The 24,207-nt window shown below is 40.6% G+C and carries 27 protein-coding genes and 2 riboswitches; of the genes, 8 read left to right on the top strand and 19 right to left on the bottom strand.

Translation table 11 applies throughout. The features are described 5' to 3' along the window. The first annotated feature begins 157 nt into the window (after positions 1-157). Positions 158-1,114, top strand: a complete 957-nt coding sequence (locus P9989_RS01535) for an iron-hydroxamate ABC transporter substrate-binding protein (protein WP_283077088.1) — start codon at positions 158-160, stop codon at positions 1,112-1,114. A 180-nt stretch (positions 1,115-1,294) separates the two neighbouring features. On the opposite strand, the gene P9989_RS01530 is transcribed toward P9989_RS01535, so the two are convergent. After that, complete coding sequence (locus P9989_RS01530) at positions 1,295-1,567, bottom strand: GNAT family N-acetyltransferase (protein WP_283077087.1); 273 nt, start codon at positions 1,565-1,567, stop codon at positions 1,295-1,297. A gap of 189 nt (positions 1,568-1,756) precedes the next feature. Here P9989_RS01530 and P9989_RS01525 point away from each other — a divergent pair, with 189 nt between their 5' ends. Next, the gene (locus P9989_RS01525; RefSeq protein ID WP_283077086.1) at positions 1,757-2,281 is read left to right on the top strand and encodes a PCYCGC motif-containing (lipo)protein; all 525 of its coding nucleotides are present in this window, start codon (positions 1,757-1,759) and stop codon (positions 2,279-2,281) included. Between the two features lie 23 nt (positions 2,282-2,304). Here the strand turns inward: P9989_RS01525 and P9989_RS01520 are convergent, their stop codons facing one another. The 5 genes from P9989_RS01520 to P9989_RS01500 form a co-directional block, all read right to left on the bottom strand. After that, the gene (locus P9989_RS01520; RefSeq protein WP_283077085.1) at positions 2,305-2,835 is read right to left on the bottom strand and encodes an RNA polymerase sigma factor; all 531 of its coding nucleotides are present in this window, start codon (positions 2,833-2,835) and stop codon (positions 2,305-2,307) included. 20 nt (positions 2,836-2,855) lie between these two features. Then, a complete protein-coding gene (locus P9989_RS01515) occupies positions 2,856-4,823 on the bottom strand; it encodes a DUF6449 domain-containing protein (protein ID WP_283077084.1) in 1,968 nt (655 codons plus the stop codon). After that, the gene (locus P9989_RS01510; protein WP_283077083.1) at positions 4,798-5,697 is read right to left on the bottom strand and encodes an ABC transporter ATP-binding protein; all 900 of its coding nucleotides are present in this window, start codon (positions 5,695-5,697) and stop codon (positions 4,798-4,800) included. The genes P9989_RS01515 and P9989_RS01510 overlap by 26 nt, the downstream gene beginning before the upstream one ends. Continuing rightward, positions 5,690-6,067: a GntR family transcriptional regulator gene (locus P9989_RS01505; protein WP_283077082.1), complete on the bottom strand. Its 378-nt coding sequence runs from the start codon at positions 6,065-6,067 to the stop codon at positions 5,690-5,692. Before P9989_RS01505 ends, P9989_RS01510 begins: the two co-directional genes overlap by 8 nt. A gap of 212 nt (positions 6,068-6,279) precedes the next feature. After that, positions 6,280-6,867: a flavin reductase family protein gene (locus P9989_RS01500; protein ID WP_283077081.1), complete on the bottom strand. Its 588-nt coding sequence runs from the start codon at positions 6,865-6,867 to the stop codon at positions 6,280-6,282. A 182-nt stretch (positions 6,868-7,049) separates the two neighbouring features. On the opposite strand from P9989_RS01500, the gene P9989_RS01495 reads away from it, so the two are divergent. After that, the gene (locus P9989_RS01495; RefSeq protein WP_283077080.1) at positions 7,050-8,456 is read left to right on the top strand and encodes an alanine/glycine:cation symporter family protein; all 1,407 of its coding nucleotides are present in this window, start codon (positions 7,050-7,052) and stop codon (positions 8,454-8,456) included. A 205-nt stretch (positions 8,457-8,661) separates the two neighbouring features. Here P9989_RS01495 and P9989_RS01490 read toward each other — a convergent pair whose 3' ends face one another. From P9989_RS01490 to P9989_RS01465, 6 genes are all read right to left on the bottom strand, one after another. After that, complete coding sequence (locus P9989_RS01490; RefSeq protein WP_283077079.1) at positions 8,662-8,814, bottom strand: hypothetical protein; 153 nt, start codon at positions 8,812-8,814, stop codon at positions 8,662-8,664. A 303-nt stretch (positions 8,815-9,117) separates the two neighbouring features. Beyond that, positions 9,118-9,324 carry a sulfur carrier protein ThiS gene (gene thiS / locus P9989_RS01485; RefSeq protein ID WP_283077078.1) on the bottom strand — a complete coding sequence of 69 codons (207 nt, stop codon included), beginning with the start codon at positions 9,322-9,324 and terminating at the stop codon, positions 9,118-9,120. Then, the gene (locus tag P9989_RS01480) at positions 9,321-9,917 is read right to left on the bottom strand and encodes a thiamine phosphate synthase (RefSeq protein WP_283077077.1); all 597 of its coding nucleotides are present in this window, start codon (positions 9,915-9,917) and stop codon (positions 9,321-9,323) included. Before P9989_RS01480 ends, thiS begins: the two co-directional genes overlap by 4 nt. Positions 9,918-9,919: 2 nt before the next feature. Continuing rightward, complete coding sequence (gene thiH, locus P9989_RS01475) at positions 9,920-11,023, bottom strand: 2-iminoacetate synthase ThiH (protein WP_283077076.1); 1,104 nt, start codon at positions 11,021-11,023, stop codon at positions 9,920-9,922. Then, complete coding sequence (locus P9989_RS01470; protein ID WP_283077075.1) at positions 11,020-11,808, bottom strand: thiazole synthase; 789 nt, start codon at positions 11,806-11,808, stop codon at positions 11,020-11,022. The genes thiH and P9989_RS01470 overlap by 4 nt, the downstream gene beginning before the upstream one ends. Before the next feature lie 88 nt (positions 11,809-11,896). Beyond that, positions 11,897-12,002: riboswitch (TPP riboswitch) on the bottom strand. Positions 12,003-12,087: 85 nt separating this feature from the next. Beyond that, positions 12,088-12,891, bottom strand: coding sequence for an SDR family NAD(P)-dependent oxidoreductase (locus P9989_RS01465; RefSeq protein WP_283077074.1), 804 nt, complete (start codon positions 12,889-12,891; stop codon positions 12,088-12,090). Positions 12,892-13,020: 129 nt separating this feature from the next. Between P9989_RS01465 and P9989_RS01460 the strand changes: the two genes are divergently transcribed. The 3 genes from P9989_RS01460 (at position 13,021) to P9989_RS01450 (ending at position 16,357) form a co-directional block, all read left to right on the top strand. Continuing rightward, positions 13,021-13,437: an RDD family protein gene (locus P9989_RS01460; protein ID WP_283077073.1), complete on the top strand. Its 417-nt coding sequence runs from the start codon at positions 13,021-13,023 to the stop codon at positions 13,435-13,437. A gap of 83 nt (positions 13,438-13,520) precedes the next feature. Beyond that, a riboswitch (purine riboswitch) is annotated at positions 13,521-13,622 on the top strand. Positions 13,623-13,711: 89 nt separating this feature from the next. After that, positions 13,712-15,451, top strand: a complete 1,740-nt coding sequence (ade, locus tag P9989_RS01455; RefSeq protein ID WP_283077072.1) for an adenine deaminase — start codon at positions 13,712-13,714, stop codon at positions 15,449-15,451. 75 nt (positions 15,452-15,526) lie between these two features. After that, entirely contained in the window at positions 15,527-16,357 is an 831-nt protein-coding gene (locus P9989_RS01450; protein ID WP_283077071.1) for a 5'-methylthioadenosine/adenosylhomocysteine nucleosidase, read from the top strand. A gap of 53 nt (positions 16,358-16,410) precedes the next feature. Here P9989_RS01450 and P9989_RS01445 read toward each other — a convergent pair whose 3' ends face one another. Next, a complete protein-coding gene (locus P9989_RS01445) occupies positions 16,411-16,989 on the bottom strand; it encodes a cell wall hydrolase (RefSeq protein ID WP_283077070.1) in 579 nt (192 codons plus the stop codon). A 380-nt stretch (positions 16,990-17,369) separates the two neighbouring features. Here P9989_RS01445 and P9989_RS01440 point away from each other — a divergent pair, with 380 nt between their 5' ends. Beyond that, on the top strand, positions 17,370-17,900 hold the full coding sequence (locus P9989_RS01440) for a YceI family protein (protein WP_283077069.1): 531 nt from the start codon (positions 17,370-17,372) through the stop codon (positions 17,898-17,900). A gap of 69 nt (positions 17,901-17,969) precedes the next feature. Here the strand turns inward: P9989_RS01440 and uvsE are convergent, their stop codons facing one another. The 6 genes from uvsE to P9989_RS01410 all read right to left on the bottom strand — a co-directional run bounded on the left by uvsE (position 17,970) and on the right by P9989_RS01410 (position 23,406). After that, a complete protein-coding gene (gene uvsE, locus P9989_RS01435) occupies positions 17,970-18,926 on the bottom strand; it encodes a UV DNA damage repair endonuclease UvsE (RefSeq protein WP_283077068.1) in 957 nt (318 codons plus the stop codon). Positions 18,927-18,969: 43 nt separating this feature from the next. Continuing rightward, a complete protein-coding gene (locus tag P9989_RS01430; RefSeq protein ID WP_283077067.1) occupies positions 18,970-19,479 on the bottom strand; it encodes a GNAT family N-acetyltransferase in 510 nt (169 codons plus the stop codon). Between the two features lie 335 nt (positions 19,480-19,814). Then, positions 19,815-20,747: a siderophore ABC transporter substrate-binding protein gene (locus P9989_RS01425; protein ID WP_283077066.1), complete on the bottom strand. Its 933-nt coding sequence runs from the start codon at positions 20,745-20,747 to the stop codon at positions 19,815-19,817. 19 nt (positions 20,748-20,766) lie between these two features. Continuing rightward, the gene (locus P9989_RS01420) at positions 20,767-21,522 is read right to left on the bottom strand and encodes an iron ABC transporter ATP-binding protein (protein ID WP_283077065.1); all 756 of its coding nucleotides are present in this window, start codon (positions 21,520-21,522) and stop codon (positions 20,767-20,769) included. Further along, positions 21,519-22,463, bottom strand: a complete 945-nt coding sequence (locus tag P9989_RS01415; protein ID WP_283077064.1) for an iron chelate uptake ABC transporter family permease subunit — start codon at positions 22,461-22,463, stop codon at positions 21,519-21,521. Before P9989_RS01415 ends, P9989_RS01420 begins: the two co-directional genes overlap by 4 nt. Further along, positions 22,453-23,406, bottom strand: coding sequence for an ABC transporter permease (locus P9989_RS01410; RefSeq protein ID WP_283077063.1), 954 nt, complete (start codon positions 23,404-23,406; stop codon positions 22,453-22,455). Before P9989_RS01410 ends, P9989_RS01415 begins: the two co-directional genes overlap by 11 nt. A 185-nt stretch (positions 23,407-23,591) precedes the next feature. Between P9989_RS01410 and P9989_RS01405 the strand changes: the two genes are divergently transcribed. Beyond that, a complete protein-coding gene (locus tag P9989_RS01405; protein WP_283077062.1) occupies positions 23,592-24,179 on the top strand; it encodes a TetR/AcrR family transcriptional regulator in 588 nt (195 codons plus the stop codon). The last annotated feature ends 28 nt before the right edge of the window (positions 24,180-24,207 follow it).

The raw sequence follows: 24,207 nt of genomic DNA, 5'->3' as shown, positions 1-24,207 counted from the left end.
TATATCATCTGAAATGAGAATCATTATCACTTAAACTAGTATATAATTCTCCTTCTCATAATTCAAGGTCTTATCGCCATACTAAAATAAGATTTGACTGATCAAATGAAAATGATTATCATTATCGTATATAATCATCATTATTAGGAGGAGCCTCATGTTTAACAAAAAAATATGTATAATGTTTAGCCTGTTATTCGTTTTGACTTTCATCACAGCCTGCGGGAACGGCAATGAGGAAGGTACATCTGATTCAACTAATAAAGAGGAAGGTGCTAACAAAGAACGTACCCTTGAGCATGCTTCCGGTGAAGTAACCATACCGGCCAATCCGGAAAGAATTATTGCTCCCTACTTAGAAGATTCTTTAGTAGCTCTTGGAGTAACCCCTGCTGCTCAATGGTCAATAGGCAGCGATGTTCTTGACTACTTGCAGCCACAGCTTGAAGGAGTTCCTAAGATTGCCTGGGATATGCCGCTCGAACAAGTACTTAAACATAAACCGGATCTGCTGATTTTCAGTTCCCCTTCTTCCTTACAAAATGGCAGTTACGAAGATTACAGCAAGATTGCTCCAACTTATGTATATAAAGAAGAAGTAAGTTCGAACTGGAGAGATCAGCTGAAACGAATGGGTAGAATCCTAGGGAAACAAGACAAAGCTGAACAAATACTCGCTGATTTTGACAAGAAAGTAAAAGAGGCTAAAACAAGCCTGCAAGAAGCAATTGGAGATGAATCAGTTGCTTTTATATGGACCAAAGGCGACCAGTTTTTTGTTTTTGAAAACAACCGATATATTGCCGAAGTAGTTTACAGCGAAATGGGTGTTACACAGCCGGAATTCATTAAAAACCTTCCTGAAGCGGGCGCCCAATGGAAGCCAATGTCGATAGAAAAATTGGGACAGCTCAAGGCAGATCATGTATTTTTGATTGGATCTGAAGGGGAAGGAGGGTTTGAAACTCTCAAGAACAGCTCTGTCTGGCAGAGTATCCCTGCTGCTGAAAAAGATCAAATTTATGTTATGAACAAGCCAAGTCACTGGACGATTGATGGTGTAATTGCTCATAGTATGTCTATTGATAAAATCGTTGAAACATTAGCCGAATGAACGAGTAAACACTCCCGATAAGCATGAGAGGACGTTCTACTAAGTTTGTATTCAAAGGAAGTTGGGTTAAGAACGCACTTCCTGTGTCAACGTCGAACTGATCCGCTTCCTGCTGTCCTAAAAGGATCCTCCTGAACTTCATTCAAATGAATTTCAGGAGGATCCTTTCATTTAGGAGGGTTAAATTAGGACATCATGATAAGCTTCATTCTGCTCCATCACATTCTTAGTAAAAGAACATAGGGGAATGATCTTTTTATTCTCCTCACGTGCAAATTGAACAACCTTTTCCACAAGCTTTTCGCCATTCCCTTCCTCACGATGCGCTTCCGAAACAAAGGTATGGTCCACAATAAGCCGGTCACTCCCGGAAGGTACAACAGAAATTTCTGCAATACGATTGCCATCTTCCTTCATCACAAATTGATCTCCTTCTTTAGCGATGTTTCGCATACAATCACCCTTCCTTACGATTTACTTAGTTGTTATACCCTTAATTTTGCATGATTGAACATCCTGCTGTCACCCACAGTTCTCTGCTGGTTTCTTTAGGTCTATTTTCGAATTTTTGATTACCTGCTTGCCCTCCGCCTCAGTAGCGTCTAAGATAGAAGCAAGTGTTACCTGAAAGGAGAGTAACGAATGAGAGTAAAGCTTTTGATCGTCATCGGTTTTTTAGTAGGCAGCTTGATGGCAGGTTGTTCAAGCAATCATACAGAAGAAACTCAGCAATCCTCCACCCCATCACAACCTGAAACTCACTCACAACACCAACATTCAAGTGAAATAGTTATGGGGGATAAACGAGTTAAAACACCAAGTTATGAGGTAATGCCAAAGTTTTTAAAAAATAAGCCTGAAAATATGCAGCTTATCTATACATCAGCTTCTCAGCATAAAGAACTGTTAGAGCAAATACCATGCTACTGCGGCTGTGGTGAATCTGTCGGCCATAAGAATAATTACGACTGTTTCATACATGACAACAAAGAAAACGGAGCTATTGTTTGGGACGATCATGGAACAAAATGTGGAGTCTGTTTAGAAATTGCCGCTCAGGCTATGATTGACTACCAAAATGGCAAATCGGTGCAGGAAATTCGAGAGAACATCGATGCACAGTACAAACAAGGTTATGCCGAGCCAACTCCAACTCCAGAAATATAAAAACCCGCCAGAAGCGGGTTTTTTCATGCGGTTTGATCGTGTTCGGTCAAGCCTTCCACCTGTTTTTTCATGTAATTCCTTGCTCGGTAAAGCCTTGACTTCACTGCAGACGGCGATAACTGTAGATGCTTGGCAATTTCAGCCTCCTTAAAATAAAAGTAATATTTCATCTTAAAGATCTCCTTCAATTTCGGGGACAAAGAACTTGTACTTTTCCATACTTCTTCTTCCAGTTCCCGCTGCTCACAAGACTCTTCTACGGTTGAACGAAACGAAGCAACTTCACCTACTCTCAGTGGAACCTCTTCGATCTCCGTTACCACATACTTTCTTTCTTTTCGCAAAAGATCGATAGCTGTTCTGGTAGCTGCAGTAGACAACCACGCCCCGATTTTCTCAACGTCTTTGAGTTGGTCGGAATTTCGGTAGGCTTTTATAAACGTTTCCTGAAGGACGTCCTCTGCAGAGCATTGATCCTTAGTAACTCGATAGGCTGAATAATAGACTCTATTATAATAGGTTAGATAGAGCTCATCAAAATCTTCATCCATCATTATATTTCCTCTCTTAACCATTATTTAAATTGGTCCATAATCCAATCGGGTGCTTCACTTGCTTCTAAGGTGGCAACCGTAAAAAGTTCATCCTCACTTATATAGAAACCTACTAGATAATCGCCCCCTGCGGATTCACTAGCAGCAGAAATCACCTCAGCAATTTTTTCATTATCTGATGTTTCTAGTCCACTTTCCCCTAGCAAGAGATCATAAGGGCTCTCTCCTCTTCTCATTGGTGATTTCATCTTGATTATTTCTACTTTATGAACCTGATCTGCTTGTAGAAACATTTTGGCATACAAATTTTTATCCTTTAGCCAATCCTTGAAGTTCGTAAAACTTATAGGGATTTGGACATTATGATGTTTATATCCTTCCTCAATGTTTAAACTAATAGATAACCCATTAGGCCCTCTCATATTTCTATAAGATTGGTTCAGAATATCCTTCTTAATAAGCTGTAGTGCCTGGGTTATTTCTTCAGGATCTACAATATTTACGGGGCCCCCTTGAGAGATAGGGGAATGAAGGGTCAACCGATCTATCTTAGAGGGGTCTACATGAAATGCATCGTAAGTCATCCATTTATATTCCTTACTGTTATAAACTTTTTCTATATAGGGAAGCCTACGCTGTTCTTTCACATGGTATTCACGAAAAACTTTTTCCCCATTATTTAACTCATAGGCCAGGAAGATAGTACGCCTCCCGCCTTCCATCGGTTCAGCTACATCGATTAACTCCTGATGTACTTTTCGTACAGCCTCAACGTTGTCTGGTTTATGAATAAAAGGGGCACCTAATTCGAGTTTCCCTTGATATTCAGAATAGCTGGTGCCCATGTACACATTTTTAATGTCATCTTTTGGAGGCACGGCAGATTCATACCCTCTTGCAATAATAGGCACTGCTAAAATAAGAATAACTACTACTGCTGTATAACTGACTATCCCTTTTAACTTATGGATATGGAAGACACGCCATGTTTTTTGTAGAAGCATATCAGAAATGACAAAGCCAAAGAACGCCCCTATGGCATAGCCGATAAATAACCAGGAGTAGCTCAATTGCGAGCTACTAAAATATAAACCTCCAAGCAACATGACGGAAAAGGTGGTCCCATATTTAAACACGGGCCGAAGAGTGAGAACTGCGAAAGCCTGACTGCCATTTTCGATATTTCGTTTTCTATAGATCAATAAGGCGGCTGCGTATAACAGGAGAGCTAATCCAAAATAAATGACTAACCCTACAAAACCGATAGGCGGACTCACCTCTGTACCAATAGGTCCCCTAGGTTGATACATTGCAAATTCAAGGAGAGGTGAATAGTTTTCAATAGCCTGGGTCATTGCTTTATCAATGGAAAAACCTTGTACGAAAAATTTCAGATTATAGGAAATTAATCCATACCCCCCAGCGGGTAACACTAATAAAACGTACGTTAATACACCCTGTACGGCAGATAATCCAGTCAGTGATCCCACAAAAACACTAGTTATAAATAGAAAAAGTGAGAATATCACAAAAACAGACACCCAATAGCCTAAATCACTAAGAGTATAATAGTCTCCTACATCCCATATCCAATGAGAAATAATGAGAATTGAACCTGTAATTAAAATCGGAGCAATCAAAAGAATTGTTCCCGAGATTATATGGTAGTTAAATAAAGAGCCTCTCTTAATTGGCAGGCTGTGAATGAAGTCAGCCGCTTCCCTGACATGCACATAGCGAAAGAGGAAAATAGCCATAAGTACGGGCATAACAAATAAAAAAATTATTTGAATTCCGTACAAAAATAACGGGTCAAACAGCCCATTATCATAATACATTTCTCTGCTGAATTCACTGTTCATGTCCATCATCAGTTGAAGCGGCAATGTGAACAGCAACCCTAGTAAATAAACGATTCCGATCCAGCCGATGTTTCTAAAATCCTGTTTGATAACCTCTTTCTTAAACAGTGATGGTTTCGATGGCATACCCTGCACCTCCCAATTCATAGATGAAAATCTCCTCGAGGGTTAGGGGCAAACGGTCATACAGGACAGGCGAATATTTTTCCACCGTATGACTTACCTCCTCCTCTTTCCCTTTGACAATTAGGAGATGGACACTTCCTCGCTTCTCGTGATATAAAATATTCAACCTGCGCTTAAGTGGGGCCATATCGAAGTCTTTAAAGGAAACCTGAATTTTATGGATGTCCGTTTTTAAATCGTCTAAATCCCTCTGAAGTAACACTTCACCTTTGTGCAAAATACCTATGTAGTCACAGATGTCTTCTACTTCCCGCAGGTTATGAGAAGAAATAAGGACCGTCATTGCACGCTCTGCTACATCTTGAATAATTAGATTCTTTATTTTCTTTCTCATTACGGCATCAAGGCCATCAAACGGTTCATCCAGGATTAGAATGTCAGGCATAGCTGACATCGACAACCAAAACACGACCTGTCTCTGCATCCCCTTAGAAAACTGGTGTACTTTCTTATTTTCATCCAAATTAAACATCTTTTTGAGCTGTTCGTAACGTTCCTCGCTCCAATCTGGATACATTTCCTTATAATATTTAGCAAGTTGTTTCACATTGTATTGTGGAAAAAAATAAAGAGAATCCGGAATAAAGACAAGTCTATTTTTTACATGTAAATTCTCAAATACGTCTTCGTCAAACATGCGGATTGTACCTGAGTTCTGCTTAAGAATTCCACTTATTAAACGCATAAGAGTTGTTTTTCCAGCACCATTTGAACCAAGAAGCCCGTAAATCGACCCTTGTTTCACACCAAAGCTCACATTGTTCACAACCATCTCTTTTGCAAATGATTTAGTAATATTCTTCACTTCAATCATGATCAGGTCCTCCCTTTACTTCCTCAACCAATGCCTTAATTTCTTGTACCGTCATACCAAGGTATATCGCTTCGGCAAACAATTTCCTTAGTTCTAAGCGTACTTCTTCTAATTTGTGTTTATCCTTAAATGGAGAAGCTGGATTAACAAAACTCCCCTTCCCTTTAACGGAATAAGTGTATCCTTGTATTTCGAGTTCACGATAGGCTTTTTGGATCGTATTAGGATTAATCGTCAGTTCCTGAGCCAGCTCGCGGACAGATGGGAGCTTCTCATCTTCCTGTAAAACATCACTGATAATGAGATGTTTTAGTTTTTCAACAAGCTGTTCATAAATAGGCTTACGGCTCCTCATATCCAGCTCGAACATAAATACACCTCCAAAATCCATTACTGTACCAACTGTATTATTAATCGTAGTACAGTAACAGTATATATAATGGAATTAAATTTGAGAAGTCATTTTTTATTAAACTTATGGAAATCATTCAGATGCCTCCACTTCCACAGCCAAATATTTTTATAATTTCCTATGCCATTAAAAAAGCACCTGTCCTTTAGAAGAGGTCAAGTGCTTATGATTTATTCTGATGTTGGCAATTTATAGAACTCTTTAACATATGTGTAATCACCAGCCATTCTCCCAACCGGCGCAAGTTTATATGGATCCACTTTATCTGTTTCCATATAGACATCTTCCTGAATATGATAGCATACCACTTTCCCGAGAATGAGATGGTTCGTTCCAATTTCGATGACTTGGTCAAGCTCACATTCCATATTAACTGGCGCTTCCATCACCCGAGGTGGTTGGATCGTTTTGCTTTCTGCTGCTTTCAGGTCTGCTTTTTTGAATTCATCTACCTCGGACTCATGGGCTTTACTGCTTTCATGCATCTGATTAGCGAGAGATTCAGATACGATATTAACCACAAACTGTCCTGTTTCTCTTATGTTTACCAATGTATCTTTCGCCCGTCCTTCTGCCCCTACGGAAAAACAGAGAGTAATGGGATTCATAGACGCAACTGTAAAAAAACTGAACGGCGCTAAGTTCCGAACGCCCTGGCTAGAGAGACTAGAAACCCAGGCAATAGGCCGTGGAACCACAGCCCCTTTAATAAGCTTACTCATATTATGGTCGTGAAACTGATTTTGCTGAATAATCATATATATCCCCCCTCACTTCTTACATCATATCACATCCAAATACTGCCACCTCAGGTCATCCATAATATGGATGACCTGAGGTGGCAGTATTTACCTTCAAACAGAAAATTGCCTCAATTTTGTTTAATTGATTTGAAATAGGGAATATAAGGATATACCATTTTTAGAGAGGAGTAAGTTTTTTGGCTGAAATTTGGGGCTTTTTTGAAGCAGCAATAGCAAATGTATCAGGATTTCTATGGACGTATCTTTTGTCCATCATTCTCATTTTCGGAGGAATTTTTCTAACCATTCGCTTAAAGTTTTTCCAGTTTCGTTTCTTTGGTCACGTTCTTCAGCAAACCGTAGGACAAATCTTTAAGAAGAATAAACATACCGGGACGATCTCTCCTTTCCAAGCCTTCACATCAGCCTTGGCTTCAACAGCAGGCGCCACAAATATTGTTGGGGTTCCTGTAGCGATTGCTTTAGGTGGACCAGGAGCTTTATTCTGGATGTGGTTCGTGGCCTTGATTGGGATGGCCACAAAGTATGCGGAAGTTATGCTCGGGATCAAGTACCGGGAAAAGAACGAGGATAATGTCTGGGTCGGCGGACCGCAATATTACATAAAGAAGGCCCTTGGATGGAAATGGGTATCTTCAGCTTTTGCTTTTTTACTAATGATCGAACTGATTCCTAGTGTAATGGTACAATCCAATTCCATTGCCACACAGACAGAAGGCGCTTTTGGCTGGCCTGTCTATCTAACTGGATTTGCTATGTGTGCTTTGATAGCACTAGTTGTTTTTGGCGGGATTAAGCGAATTGCCACGGTAACGGATAAAGTCGTACCTACCATGGTTCTCATTTATCTCGGAGTAGGTTTATATGTGATTTTTGTAAATATTGGTCAAATCCCAGAGGTATTCGGTCTAATATTTACGAACGCATTTACCCCTATATCGGCTGTTGGGGGATTTGCCGGAGCTGGAATTGCAGAAGCACTACGTTGGGGTGTCGCCCGTGGTCTTTACTCTAATGAGGCCGGGATCGGTACTGCACCAATTGCCCATTCCGCAGCGCAGACGGATCACCCTTCTAAACAAGGAATGTGGGGAATCTTTAGTGTATTTATCGACACCATTGTAATTTGTACGGTGTCTGGACTTGTAGTTTTAGTAACAGGGGCCTGGAAAGATGTCAGTGCAGGGAATGCATCCAATATGATTAACGTTGCTTTTGCAACTGAATTGGGTGATGTATTTGGCGGGGCTTTCGTATCCATTTTTCTACTGTTTTTTATCATAACAACAGTAGGTATTCTGGTCTTTTATGGTGAAAAACAGGCCGAGTACTTGTATGGATTGAAGGCAGCCAAGGTCATGAGAATCATATATATTGTATCGGCATTTATTGGTGCGATTGGAGGTCTCCAATTAATTTGGCAATTCCTCGATATCACTCTTGCTTTTGTCGTTCTGGCCAACATTATACCGCTCATCTTCCTGCATAAAGAAATTGCAGCCATTAGTGACGACTATGTAAACAGAGTACTCAAAAAGAAAACAACAGAGAGAAAGGTTAAACTATTCGCAGAAGAAGATTAATGACTTTAAAGAAGAAGCTGTTTCCCTTCACATAGCGGAAGCAGCTTCTTTTTATATGTTGGTATCCCAAATATCCCCACCTCAGGTCATCCAAATAATGGATAATATGACAGAGGAGTTTCTTGATTACAGGTGTCAACGATTCATGGAAGCAAGGAGAAATTTGCGCTAAAATAGACCACAAACGAACACTTAGAGGTCTATATTATTCTTCTTTCTTGTTGCTAATGTACTCATTCGGTTCTTCTCCGTGCCCATCATTATGATTTTTAAATTGGCTCAAACGACCATTACGATGCTCCCCATTATTCTTGTTTTCCTTAAATTGATTATTAAATTCTTTTTCTTTATTCGTCATTATTTTCCCTCCTTCCAGCTGGCAACTCAGTATTAGTTTCTGAACTTTGCCCTCCCTTATTCATCCTTAAAAATTTATACCTAACTAGAAGGACAGGAAAATACCATTGATGTTTACATTAATTGTAACGTCGATTGGCAATATACTATAGAAGAGAAGTACAAGAATGTAACATTGACAAAACTTGTTCATCAGACATGTATTAGATGAAGTATTATGGTAAGTGAAAACTAGGTAAAGAGCGAAGGGTGATTCCCATAAGGAGAAGCCCCTTTTTCAGAATAGAGTTAATTTCAATTGAGCTTAACCGCCTCCGACAAAATGAACCAATTCAATCCGATCACCCTTTTGTAAGTAAACATTCGAATACCTTTTCCGTTGTACAATCTTTTGATTATACTCAATGATCACCATTTGTCCATCCAACTTGTAAAAATCTAAGAGATCCGTCAACGTCATAACGTTTTCTGGACACTTTAGAGATTCTCCATTTACCTGTATGGTCATCATGAACCCCATCCTTTCCTGTACCACTCATATTGTTTCACCGCATCGTCTGCATCCAACAAACCAGATACAACCGCTATCCCTGCTGCACCAGCCTCTTGTATGTCCGGAGCATGTTCCGGTTTAATCCCTCCTACCGCAATAACCGGCAACGTAACCGAATCGGTCAGCTCTTGTAACAGCCTCAATCCCCGCGGCTCTTTGCCTGGCTTTGAGGAAGTCGGATAAATGTGACCGAACATAACGTAATCAGCCCCCTCACCTTCTGCCTGTTGAGCTTCTTTAATGGAATGCACGGACTTTCCAATTCGTAAGGAAGGAAAATATTGAAGCACATCTCTTACGCTTAAGCTTTGATTCGTGAGCTGGGCGCCCCCAGTTCCAAAACAATGCGCAATATCTACACGGTCATTGACAACAATCTGTTCAGACGCTGTTCCTCGTTTCCGCATCTCGATGATTCCCTGTGAGATTTCTTCTGCACTCCTCCGTTTTTCCCTTATATGAAAAAATACATCCTCACCATGAAGCGGGGCGATTTTGTCAGCGAACTGATTCATTGGCCATTTGCCATTTGAGATCACATGAAATTCCATCTCTACACGATTTGCCAGTCTTTCATAACTGGTTGATATCCTTTTTTATGAAGCAACTGACGAATCTCCTCGACAGAACGTTCGTCAGAAATCTCAAATTGGCTCTGAGTCTCCTCAGGTTGAGCATATCCTCCAACTTCAGTTGAGGAAGAAGCCGACATTTTGGTCACCCCAAGCGGAATCAGTTGATCGCGTAGTTGGGGAGTTTCACGCGTTGATACTATAATACCTGCCCGTGGTAGAAATAACCTGAACGCAAGCATAGCCTGAACCATATTTTTATCGGTTACATGAACTTCGGGTTGAAAGCTCCCCGCATTCGGCTGAACCCTTGGGAACGACATCCCAATTTCAGTTTCCAAGTATTTATCTTGAAGATAATGTCCGTGCAATCCAGCTATATAACTTTCCTTACGCCAATCATTAAGACCAAGCAGAGCACCAATCGTGACAGACCTCATTCCAGCCTGACACCCTCTCTCTGGTGTGTCTAATCGATAGTTGTAAAACCGCTTCGGCCCTTTTGTATGCAAAGCACGATATATATTTTCATCGTAGGTTTCTTGAAAAACTGTCAGAGCGTCAATCCCGCTCCCCACTAATTTTTCATAATCTTCCCGATCCATCGGCTGAACTTCGAGCCCTACGGATGAGAAATACTTCTTAAGCACCTTCAAAATTTTCGTCAGGTAATCAACAGATGAATGAATACGGGACTCTCCCGAGAGAATGATAATTTGTTCAATCCCCATTGCTGCAATCGCTTGAGCCTCCTCTTCTACTTCTTCCATCGTTAACCGCCTTCTAGGGAAAACGTTATCGACACTGAAGCTGCAGTATTTGCATGTATTTACACAGTAATCGGACACATAGAGCGGTAGAAACAGCTGCATCGTGTAGCCAAAGTGCTGCAATGTGACTCGATGCGCTTTCTGAGCCATCTCTTCTATATATCCTTCCGCGGCAGGGGACAGTAAAGTGAGATAATCCGATTCCGTTAGTCGGTCTTTTCGCAAAACTTTCTCGACGTCAGTCGTTGTCACCTCATTAAACCATGTGTGAAACGGCTGGTCTTTCAGCTTTTCATATACGTTATAGAAACTCATTGATCCCCACCTCCTGTTGGCGTTAAAAATCCTGTAAGCGGGGAAGAAGCTTTCGCCTGAATTGATGATGGCTCAAGCCCTGTCCGATAAGCTAATCTTCCGGCTCTAACGGCCATGTCAAAAGCCTTCGCCATAGCCACAGGGTCATCCGCAGTAGCAATAGCTGTATTCACAAGCACAGCATCTGCTCCCATTTCCATCGCCTCCGCAGCTTCAGATGGCCTGCCAATACCTGCATCCACCACAATGGGTACATGGATTTCGTCAATCATAATCCGAATCATTTCTTTCAAGCGGATCCCCCGATTGGAGCCAATTGGGGACCCCAACGGCATGATGGCAGCTGCCCCAGCTTCTTCCATACGTTTAGCGGCCATTAAATCAGGACTCATATAAGGCAGAACAACAAACCCCTCCTCAACCAGCGCTTTCGTGGCTTTAATTGTCTCCTCATTGTCCGGCAGAAGGTATTTTTGATCGGAAATCACCTCAATTTTCACCCAACTGCCCATTCCGCTAGCTTTTCCAAGCCGGGCAATCCGCACCGCTTCTTCAGCCGTCCTCGCCCCTGAAGTATTCGGCATTAAGGTCACCTTTTTAGGAATGTCGCTGACGATATGCTTGCCGGAACCAGTTAAATCCACCCTTCTTATCGCTACTGTAACCACTTGTGAATGAGACTGTTCAATTGCCTCGTGCATCTCATTATGGTTCGCAAATTTCCCAGTCCCTGTAAACAAACGACTTTCAATCTCTTCCCCTGCAATGACCAATGGATCCTTCATCACATCTCCTCCTCCTTCATTTTTCAATAAAAAAAAGCTCACCTGCGCTAGGGTGAGCTTCGAATTAACCTTATGCATTACACAATACATTGAGTCTCGGAAGCTTCCCTACGCTGGTTCTAACCAAAATCAGGTTCAAAGGGTCGGAATTACTCTTCCTCTCAGCCACATGCCTGGCACCCCTAGCTTTTTTCCTATTCAATTGTTGAAAATTTTTTGGACCATTCACTTAAAGGATAGCAAAACTATTTCACTTTGGAAACAACTTCCTGTATTTTTTCACCTCATTACACTTCCACCAGAAATTTTTACAGACTCACCGACGATGTTCCCGGCTGCCTCTGACAACAAAAACACAATTGTATTCGCTACTTCTTCGGCTGTAGAAATCCTACTAGAAGGAATTCCGTCTTCCGCCACCTTTAATTGCTCTTCAAAACTTCTTTTATTCCGTTCTCCTTTGGAACGAATGGAGTCTCGACCCATATCAGTATCGACATAACCTGGACAAACGGCATTTACCCGAATGTTGTGTTCAATTGCTTCGACAGCGAAAGATTGGGTAAATCCAGTTATAGCAAACTTCGAGGCACTATAGGCTGTGTTTGCATACGTACCGCGCAGTCCTGATAATGAGGACAAGTTGACAATGGCTCCTGCTTTCTGAGGCTTCATTCTTTCATAGACAAGTTGGGTGAAAAGTACGGTAGAAAAATAATTTAACTCCATCACCTGGCGAAGATCTTGTTCCGTTAAGTTGTCGAGAGGACCACCGCCAACCACTCCCGCTGAATTGACAAGACCCGTAATTGGCCCGTTTTCCTTCACCGCTTGTTCAACTAATTGATTACGACTTTTATCATCATTAAGGTCAGCAGGATGAGCATATACATGTACAGATTCGTTTACGTCTTCACACTCATTCTTAAGTTCATTTAAATTCTCCTCTCTTCGTCCTGTGATCGTTACATGAGCTCCAGCTTGAACAGCTGCTTTTACTGTGGCATACCCAATTCCTCCTGTAGCCCCAGTAATCAGAATATGTTCTTTCTTAAGAGCTTCATTTGAAAAAATATTTCTCACGAATTCCGCCTCCTTTACAGCTATGTCTTTCCATACCTTTTAACCCGAGTTATGAAACTGTCTCTTCTAATTGCATTACAATTGTGCGGGGTCGTACAATAGTCGTATGTTACTAGAAAGGAAGATTTTATGTATCAAACAGTAGGATTTTGGAAACGCCTTGGTGCTAATATACTGGATTCCCTCCTTGTTGTAATACCTATTTCCCTGCTTGGTGTGATCTTATTTGGCTGGGATTTTAACAGCTCATACACCGATTGGGTGATTATCCCCTATTCATTGATTGTACCTGTTCTTTGGAATGGTTATGTGGTCGGAAAAAGGGTTATGGGTATTCGGATAGTAAAGGTTGACGGACGCAATGTCGGTCTCTGGACTATGTTCTTGCGTCTGATCGTAGGTGGACTCGTTTATTTACTGACACTGGGAATTGGACTCATTGTCAGTGCCTTTATGGTAGGACTCAGGGAAGATAATCGCGCCATTCATGACTTTATTGCCGGTACTTATGTGACGGAAGCAAAACCTGGGGACTCTAACCTTTAAATAGGAATAAAGCTAATTTTCAAACTCTTCGTAAAGCATTGACGAACTTATATATGCCTTATAGAATGTGAATTAATCATTGAAAAAATCTTATAACATTCACTCGTATAATATTGGAGATATGGTCCAGAAGTTTCTACCAAACTACCGTAAATGGTTTGACTACGAGGGCAACTGGAATCTTACGCATTCATCATGCAAAAACTCCAGTTGCCTTCTCTATGTCAAACCCCGGGTCTTCCTGGGGTTTTTTATTTTAAGGAGAAGGATATCCATGAATACAGATAAAGAAAAACTAACAAAGAGAATTGCTATTGCTACTAAACAAATCCCGGCAGACATTGTCATCAAAAACGGGCAAATTATCGATGTATTCAACCTGGAAGTTACCACAGGTGACCTTGCCATTTCTGATGGGGTGTTTGTTGGGATCGGGGAGTTCCACGGAAAACAAGTTATCGATGCCAAGGGCCGTTATGTCTGCCCTGCATTTATTGATGGGCATGTCCATATCGAATCATCCATGGTGACGCCTTCTGAATTTGCGAAAGTCATCCTTCCGCACGGAGTCACAACCGTTGTGACAGATCCACATGAAATCGGGAACGTTTTTGGCAAAGATGGGGTCAAGTTTATGCTGGATGACTCTGATCATATCCCGCTCGATGTATTTTTTATGCTTCCCTCATGCGTACCAGCTACTTCAGTCGAAAACTCCGGTGCCGAATTAACTGCTGCTGATCTGGAACCATTTTACAACCATAACCGTGTTCTTGGTTTAGCTGAAGTGATGGATTATCCTGCATTGCAAAACGCGGATGATTCGATCATAGACAAAATCGTAATGGCGTCTTCTGATAGCAAGCAAATAGATGGCCATCTGGCTGGCTTAGATACAAATGCTATAAATGTATATAAATCAGCAGGAATTAGAACAGATCATGAATGCCACACTGCTTCAGATGCCGTAGAACGCCTCAGACGCGGAATGTACCTCTTAATTCGAGAAGGTTCTGCTGCTAAGGATTTACCTACATTAATCCCTGTCGTAAATCAAAATAATTTAAGACGCTGTCTGTTTTGTACGGATGATAAACACCTGGATGATTTGGTAGCAGAGGGCAGTATTGACCACAATGTTCGTTTAGCTATTCAACACGGAATCGAGCCCTTGTCCGCTATTCAAATGGCCTCTTTGAATGCCTCTGAGTGTTACAAGTTACATGAAAAAGGAGCGATCGCCCCCGGCTATGACGCAGACTTTTTACTTTTAGACGATTTAGAATCTATTACAATTTCACAAGTATTTAAATCCGGACAGCTTGTCGCCCGTAACGGTGACTATGTGAGCGATTGGCCCACAAAAGCAAAGCTAACTCAGCCATTCAAACATAGTGTACATATCCCCAAACTAAGTCAAAAGGATCTGCAAATCCCTTTCCGTAAATCAGGTAAGGGGAACATTATCGAAGTGGTTCCCAATCAATTAACGACGAACAAATTAATAGAAGACGTACATCTCGAAGACGGTTCTTTTATCCCTTCCATTGAGAAAGATCAACTTAAAATTGTTGTGGTAGAAAGACATCAGAATACTGGAAACATCGGATTAGGAGTAGTAAAAGGATTCGGGTTAAAAGGAGGGGCAATTGCGACTACGATCGCCCATGATTCCCATAACATTGTCGCAACAGGGACAAACGATACAGACATCCTAAAGGCGATTGATGTGGTCCATAATCTCGGTGGCGGCCTTGTTATTATTAAGAGCGGGGAAACGGTTGCTTCCCTTACCCTGCCCATAGCTGGATTAACGTCTGACCAAAACTACCATACTGTAAATCGGGACCTCATAAAACTAAAACAAGCTCTGTCTGCTTTAGAATTTGCTGGAGAATTCGATCCATTTTTGACGCTGTCGTTCCTTACCCTGCCTGTCATTCCATCACTGAAATTAACAGATTTAGGTCTGTTCGATGTAGAAACTTTTCAGCACATTCAGGTAGAAATTTAACTAACAAAGAACTTCCAGAGCTCAGTAAGTAATTGTTTTATATAAATTAAAAATCATCATTGGAGGAGACCAGCCATGAACCTTTTGAAAAAAAGCACTTATCCCATCTTATTTATTTTCTTAAGTATCCTGCTCATTGGATGCTCACAACAAGAACAGCAAAAAGCCACGGCCGAATCAAATGATTCACAAAAGCAGACCGACGAAACAATCGTTGGCATTATCGGCCCCATGAAAGAAGAAATTGAAATCTTACATTCCGATATGGAAGTAAAGAAAGCGAAAGATATTGCAGGCATGACCTTTTATGAAGGAACATTAAAGGGCCAAAATATCGTCCTCGTCCAATCGGGTATCGGTAAAGTAAATGCCGCCATGGCTGCCCAGCTATTAGTCAGCCACTTCAATGCCGACAAGCTTATTAATTCCGGAATTTCTGGAGCCATTCATCCCGGTGTAAGCCTTGGAGACATCGTCATCTCAACCGAAACAGTTCAGCACGACATGGATGAAACTGCAAAAGGTTACGAGCCCGGAGTCATCCCACGTTTAGACAAAGGATATTTCAAAGCAGATAAAGACCTCATTGCCCTTGCAGAACAAGCGACAGAAAAACTGCCAGATAAGGTCGACGTTTTTAAAGGGCTGATTGCAACAGGAGATCAATTTATCGCCAGTGCCGAAAAAAAACAATGGATTTATGAAACATTTAATGCCTACGTAGTAGAAATGGAAGGAGCAGCAGTTGGACAAGTAGCCTATTTGAATGATGTTCCTTATATAGTCATTCGCTCTGCTTCAGATGATGCGGGGGATGAAGCCGTTATGAAATGGGAAGATTTCAAACAGCAAGCTATCAATAACTCCTCTTTCATTATCGAAAATATGCTAAAAAATATGGAATAGCAAAAAGGCACACTCCCTGGATTGAGAGTGTGCCTTTCTTATTTTAAGGTGGACTATCTAAGGAAAACATGGTTGCCAATCACTGTAGTTACTTCCTGATCACTCAGGAATTCACTAGTTGCCTTATCAGGATTATAGAAAAACAGAGATTCGTTGTCATACCCTTGATAATTTAGCGCCTCTTCAACCGCACGCTTAGATTCCTCGCTTGCAGGCTGATTAATCGTTCCATTTAAAACAGGAGAGAATTGATACCCATCATAAATAACCCCATAAATAGAGTCAGGATATTGATCGCTTGAGACCCTGTTGAGCACAACCGTGGCTACGGCTACCTTACCCGCATAGCTTTCCCCTTTAGCCTCTGCTTCCACTAACCTGGCTAGCAGGTCTTTTCCGGATTCATCCGGGGTAACAGGAAGTTTCAGCTGTTCACCAGAATAAATTTCATTTTTCTCGATGTTATTCATGGCTTTAAGCTGATCTATAGAAATTCCATACTGATTTGCAATAATATATAAAGACTCACCTTTTTGAACGGTATGAGCATTGTTTTGAGCAAAAACTTGGCTTGAAAACGTCAATGAACAGGCGATTGTAATCGCTGCAATCATCATTTGTTTAAACAACATGACTTACCTCCTTGATGTTTAATCATTTTAAAAGGTAACACACGTCTGTAAAGGATATCACTATTAATTATTTCCATTGTTTCCAAACAAGGAGAGGGTTCCTACCTTATATCTCAATATAAAAGTACCCAGTCTCATCGACGAGTAAAGGATTTGCCAGCGACAATATTAGAAAGTTTAAAAATAATCAACAACAGGAATGATAGAGTTACAAGTGATTAAAACTAAAAAATTTACTCGAATTCGAGATATCTCTTGACGATTATCAATATGTATTGTAAAGTTACTTACATAAGGTAAGTGATTAGGGGATAATCTCCAAAATAAAGAGAAAAATATTTAAAATATTGGTCTGTCCAATAAAATTAGGAGGAATTAGAGTGGCAACATTAACACTAGATAAAGTACACAGCAGTTTAGATTTTTCAATCAAGCATATGGTAGTTTCTAAAGCAAAAGGTGAATTCCAGGATTTCGACGTTGATTTCAGTGGAGATCTTTCTAATCTTGAATCATCAAGTATTAAAGTAACAATTCCTGTTACTTCTATTGATACAGGTAATGAAGACCGTGACGGACACTTAAAAGCTGGTGATTTCTTCGAAGCTGAGAAATATCCAAACATGGTTTTTCAAAGTAAATCTGTTAAAAAGGTATCCGATGATGAATATAAAGTTACTGGTGATTTTACGATCAAAGGCGAGACAAATGAAGAAACATTTACCGTAGAATACAACGGCACTTCTAAGAGTCCACTTGATGGAAGCACAGTTGCTGGTTTTGCGGTTAGTGGAAAGGTAAACCGTGAAGCTTACGGCATGACTTATAATGCAGCTGTTGAAACTGGCGGTATGTTACTAGGTAAAGATGTTAAATTCGAAGGTGACTTTGAGTTTATTGTAGAAGACTAAAGTCATATTACCCCACCCATTACCTCTTATTGGTAATGGGTGGTTTTTTGTTTTTTGCTTGTATCCCCATCACATTTCTACCGTAGCTCCATCTACCCGTTTCACCCCCCTGATTTTTCCCACATCCTCAACTAACTGCAAAGCCGCCTTATCCTTCTTCTTTGCCTCAATCATAAAATCTACATCCACCTGTTGGGATTTTAATTCTTTGAGCAAAGGCTTAATAAAATCAATGTCAACATAATTAGCATGACTACGATAGGCCTTTTCTGATTTTGGCGAAGAGACATGGATTTTAGGAGGTTGGGAGCTTTTCGACCATGTTTGACAGAAACATGGCAACAGATCTACGAGCTTCTCCTCCTTCTCACGGTTTGCCATATAATGATGATAATCAAACATCATCGGAATGCTTTCCTTTTCACAAATAGCTAACGTCTCGCTAGTCGTGTACGTTTTGTCGTCATTCTCAAGTGTCATTTGTTCTTTAATCCGTGGAGGAAGCTGCTTAAGGTTTTCGTGAAATCGCTTTATAGCTGAGGGTTTATCACCATAGGCTCCCCCTACGTGAAGATTGATATGGGATTCATTCTCAAGACCCATCGCTTCCAGCAGATTATAGTGATATTCCATATCCTTGACTGCATTTGTTGTTACATGTTCTTTATCACTTGTGAAAAGTGTAAATTGATTAGGATGAAAGCTTGTCCGCATTTGATACTTTTTTACAAGCTGTCCGATTTCCTTATACTCTTGCTGGAAAGGGGTGAGATAATCCCAATTAACCTCCTCGTGAGTGGCAAGGGGGACAATGGACGATGAGAGACGGTAAAGATGAATTTGATGGGCAATATTATAATGTAATGCACGTTTTGTATGTTCTAAATTGGCTTTCGTAATTTTCTTAAGCTGCTTATCTCGTTGCTCTTCCCCGAGTTGTTTGTAACGAGAAAAGGTCATCGTTTTAGATGGACTAGCATCATATAAGGAAGTAGCCATTGCTACATACCCAAATCGAATGATCATAGTGAGCTCCTTTTTTCTTCAGTTATTCCCTAACTCCCATAATTTAAAAAGTATTCCAGTTAACGATCCGACTTCTCCTTTCTAAAAGGAGGACATCACGCCATACTCCATGTAAGCTGCCTATTTTTTCACGAACGCCTATCTCCTTAAATCCATGCTTCTTATGTAATGAAATACTGCTGGTGTTTTCAACTAAGATTCCTGCTGTTAACGTCCAGTAGCCTTTTTGCTCGGACGCTTGAATTAACTTTTCAAGCAAAAGTCCTCCGATACCCTTACCAGTTTCAGCCGGGTGAACGTACACACTCACCTCAGCTACGCCTTCGTATACTTTGCGTGTAGAAGCTGGAGCTAACCTGCACCATCCCAAGATACTCCCTTCTTGACCTGTATATGCAACAAAAGTGCACGCAGGGTCGCCGGAAGAAACCCACGTTTCGTAGGCTGGAACAACTGCCTCCAGTGTAGCGTTGCCTGTAGCAATTCCTAATTGATAGATTTCTTTCACTTCGGTCCAATCTTTTTTGGCGAATTTTCTAATGTTTATACTCATAGCTTTCACCTCTTTGGGTATTCAAGGGGGATTTCGTTTAAATTTATTTACCTCTATTTTCTTGTAACCAGCACGCGTGCGGGCAAGTATTTCTCGTACAAGGGAGTTCTTGAGGTGATCTAGCGGGGGTCTTCCTCTTTGGAGTGTGTCCCTAACTTTCTTAATTTCAAAAGATAGGAGCGAGTTTTTATAATCATATTTTTCTTCCTTTTTTAATTTAAGATTATAAACCTTCCGCTTATAAAAAGAAAAGGATGCTTTCGTTTTTCTGGCGCTCACTCTCCTTTTATCAGTGCTCACATTAAAAGGACACGCCAGGCGCGTCCTTCCAATGATTATTCTAAGCTGGCACCTATTTCTTCAGCCATCGCCGAAACAGACTGTAATCCACCACCGGATAAGTACCAGTATTCTGGATTAAGATAGATGATGTTGTCATTTTTATAGGCATCCGTCTTCTTGACCAGCTTATTCTCCACTACTTGCTTCGCAGAGGATTGCCCGCCAACTACAGCTCCGCGGTCAATGACGAATAGATAATCTGGATTTTTTTCGGTGATGTATTCAAATGAGATACTTTGACCATGTGTGGATGCTTCAATTGTATCATCGACAGGTTTGACCCCCAGGACATCATGAATAAGTCCGAAGCGCGAGGATGGTCCGTATGCACTTACTTTTCCATCGTTCGCTAAAACAATTAATCCTTCTTCATCCATATTTGAAGCCTTCTCATATACTTTTTCAATCTCAGCCTTAAGGGTAGTCAGTTCTTCTTTTACGGCATCCTTTTTGTCAAAAATCTCACCAAGTGTCATCATGTTTTGTTTAAATGATTCCATATAGTTGGTTGTATCTACCCCTAAATGAATGGTCGGAGCAATTTCACTTAGCTGTTCATATACAGGAGCCTGACGACCAGAAATAATGATCAAATCTGGGTCCATTTGACTGATTTTCTCAAAGTCGGGTTCTTTCAATGATCCGGCATTCTCATATTGATCACTACTATAGTGACTTAAGTATTCCGGAAGCGATTTCTTTGCAACGGCTTCAATATTTACTCCCAGCTTATCAAGACTGTCTACAATCCCATAATCAAATACAACGACACTTTCCGGATTTTTAGGTACCTCTGTCTTACCTAGCTCGTGTTCCACTGTAATTATTTCGCCCTCTTCAGCACCAGAAGTTTCCCCAGATTCACCACACGCTGATAAAACGACTAGAACGATTGCCACACTCATTAACAATAACCATTTCTTCATAAAATTACCTCACCCTTTCTTAAAAATAAACACAAATTCTATTGTCATTAATTGTTCGAATATCAATGTCCATATCATAGATTTCATTCAACACATCCGCCTGAATCATTTTTTCCGTGGGACCTTCCCGCACAACTCCACCATCCTTCAAGGCAACAATATAGTCTGAATAGACGGAGGCAAAATTGATGTCGTGAACAACAAGCACCACTGTTTTTCCAAGTTCGCAAACAAGCCTCCTCAATGTTTTCATTACCTGAACGGAATGATTCATATCCAAATTATTTAATGGCTCATCCAGCAGCACATAATCTGTATCTTGAGCAATTACCATGGCAATGTAGGCTCTTTGCCGCTGCCCGCCACTCAAGTGCTCCAAATATTGTTCTTCCCTTTTCCTTAAGGACACAAATTCCAGGGCTTGATCTACCATTTCTTCATCCTCTGCGGTCAATCGGCCTTTTGAATAAGGAAACCTCCCAAAAGAAACGAGCTCCCTGACGGTTAATCTTAAATGGATGTGGTTGCTTTGTTTAAGAATGGCCAGTTTTCTGGATAACTCTTGAGTCTTCCAACTACCAATCTCACTCTCTTCGATATACACCTCTCCCTCATCCTTAGCAATAAGGCGGCTGACCATTGATAATAAGGTACTTTTCCCGGCGCCATTTGGACCGATAAATGTGGTGATTTTCCCTTTAGGTATTGCAACAGAGATGTTGTCCACGACAGAATTATTGCCATATCTTTTAAATAAATTTCTCAGTTTGATCATGCTTTATTCTCCCTTAGTAATAGATAAATAAAGTAGATTCCTCCAATAAAATTAATCAATATACTTATGGTGGTAGAGAACGTAAATACTCTCTCCACGATTAACTGACCTCCTACAAGTGCCACGATACCGAATAGGATCGACACGAGAATTAGATAATTATGTTTGTACGTTTTCATAAATTCATGGGCTAAGTTGACAACAAGTAAGCCTAAGAACGTGATGGGACCAACAAGGGCTGTTGCTACAGAGATAAGAATTGCTACAATAATCAACAGTTTCTTAACAACTCTGTCATAAGGAACACCCAAGTTAACGGCATGGTCTTTACCCAGTGCCATTACATCTATGTATTTATGTAATGGTAAATAAAATACAGCACCCAGTACCATGAGCAGGATGGAAATCCAAAGTAAGTCAGTATTAATATTGTTAAAACTGGCAAACATGCGGTCCCGGACCATCATAAATTCGTTTGGATTAATTAACATTTGCATAAACGAAGATAGACTTGAGAAAAAGGTTCCGAGAATGATACCAACCAATAATAAGAGATAAACATTCTCACCTTTCTTTAATAACCATTTGAACAAAATGAAAGAAAATAAGACCATCGCACCGACGGAGAGCAAGTAGTTGTATTGACTATTCATCATCACCATCGAGCCCGATCCAAACCAGAATATTACAGCTGTTTGAACGAGCAAATACATACTGTCCAAACCTAGAATACTGGGAGTTAAGATTCGATTCGTTGTGATTGTTTGGAAAATCACCGTAGAGAAGGCGATTGCTCCCCCTGTCACAATAATCGCCAAAACTTTCATTCCTCTATGTGGCAAAATATAATCCCAATTGCTGCTGATACCTGTGAATAAATAAATGACGATAAGCAGGGTCGCAAACAGACCGATCATAATAGTTCTCCTTCTAAGCTGCATACGACCGCCTCCTCATCAGTAAGTAAATAAAGATTGCGCTCCCGATGACACCTACAGTCAGGCTGATGGAAATTTCATATGGGTAAAGGATGACCCGACCTAAGATGTCACAGACAAGGACGAATGCTGCACCAATTATCGCAGTTTGAATAATGCTTTTCTTCAAGTGATCCCCGTAATAGTATGAAACGATGTTAGGAATGATTAAGCCCAAAAACGGAATCATGCCTACGGTAAGGACAACTGACGCTGTCACCATAGCAACAATTGCTAACCCTATATTTACGACTTGTTTATAGTTTAACCCTACGTTTTTTGCAAAATCCTCCCCTACACCTGCGATCGTAAATTGATTCGCGTATAAATAAGCAATCACAAGAAAGGGAATCGATATGTACATTAGCTCATAACGTCCCTCCATAATCATAGAGAAATCACCGTGTAACCAAGAGGACATGTTCTGAACAAGGTTGTGTTTCAATGCAAAGAACGTTGCAATCGAACTGATCACATTCCCAAACATCAATCCAACAAGCGGGATAAAGATCGTATCCTTGAAAGGAATTCGGTCTAGGATTTTCATAAAAATGAACGTGCCCAAGAGAGCAAATCCGAATGCTACAAGCATTTTCACTAAGGGGCTTGCCGAAGTAAACACGAGTAACGAGACTAAAACGCCAAGCCGAGCCGAATCAAAGGTGCCAGCTGTCGTAGGAGAGACGAATTTATTCCTAGTCAGCTGCTGCATAATGAGGCCACAAATACTAATACTAGCTCCGGCAATTAGAATGCTTACTAACCTTGGAAAACGGCTGATCATCAGAATTTGAAATTGCTCCTGAGATAAGTGGAAAATGTCCATAAACGAGATATCCGATACTCCAATAAACAATGACCCAAAACTTAAAATGATAAGAATAAAAAGAGTGTATCTAAATTTCATCCATATTCCCCTGCCCACTATCCCACTTTCTTATTTTTCTGTTATAATGAAATTGAAAATCATTATCAATTAAATGGGACAATATTATTATAGCAAGGTCAAATAAAGCGTCAATAAGTTCCACACTTAATAAACATATTTGCTTTAAATGTCGCTAAAAATTCTAGAGGAAGGGAGGACTTGATGTGAGTAAAAAGCAGGATCCAAGGGTGTTACGTACCCAAAAACGGATTAAAGAAGCTTACCTGGTGCTACTGGCAAATGAGGACCACGAGAATATCTTAATAAAACAAGTAACATATGAAGCCAAGATTAACCGCGCTACTTTTTATAGGCACTTTCACGATAAAGATCATTTACTGCAAGGAATGATTAATGAAAATTTCGAGCAGCTGACCAATGAGGTTCAAGCTTGCAATTCTGCATTCGATTTTGTAAAAGTGAAACAACCTCACCCAAGATTCGTTCAGCTGCTCACGTCTATTAAACAACGTGATTCATTCTTCTTCATCATGTTAAAGAAACAGAAATCCCTTTATTTTTATAGGAAATTTGAGGCACTCGTTCATGATTCCTCCCTAGCGACCCTAGATATCGCACTTGCATATAAGCATGAGGTAAAATATTCTGAACATATAACTCGAGTCTTTATTTCAACAAGTATCTTAGGAATTATTAGATGGTGGGTGGAAGAGAAGTTCCCCTGTGAACCAGCTGTCCTCGCTCAACATATAACGGACATGATTGATTATGGAATCTATGAAAGCAAGTAAAAAAGACGCTACATAAGTGCGTCCTTTT

It is taken from the genome of Halobacillus naozhouensis (genome assembly GCF_029714185.1).
Lineage (GTDB): Bacteria > Bacillota > Bacilli > Bacillales > Halobacillaceae > Halobacillus_A > Halobacillus_A naozhouensis.
Note: the sequence above shows the minus strand (reverse complement) of the source record. Positions and strands in the feature narration are given on the sequence as shown.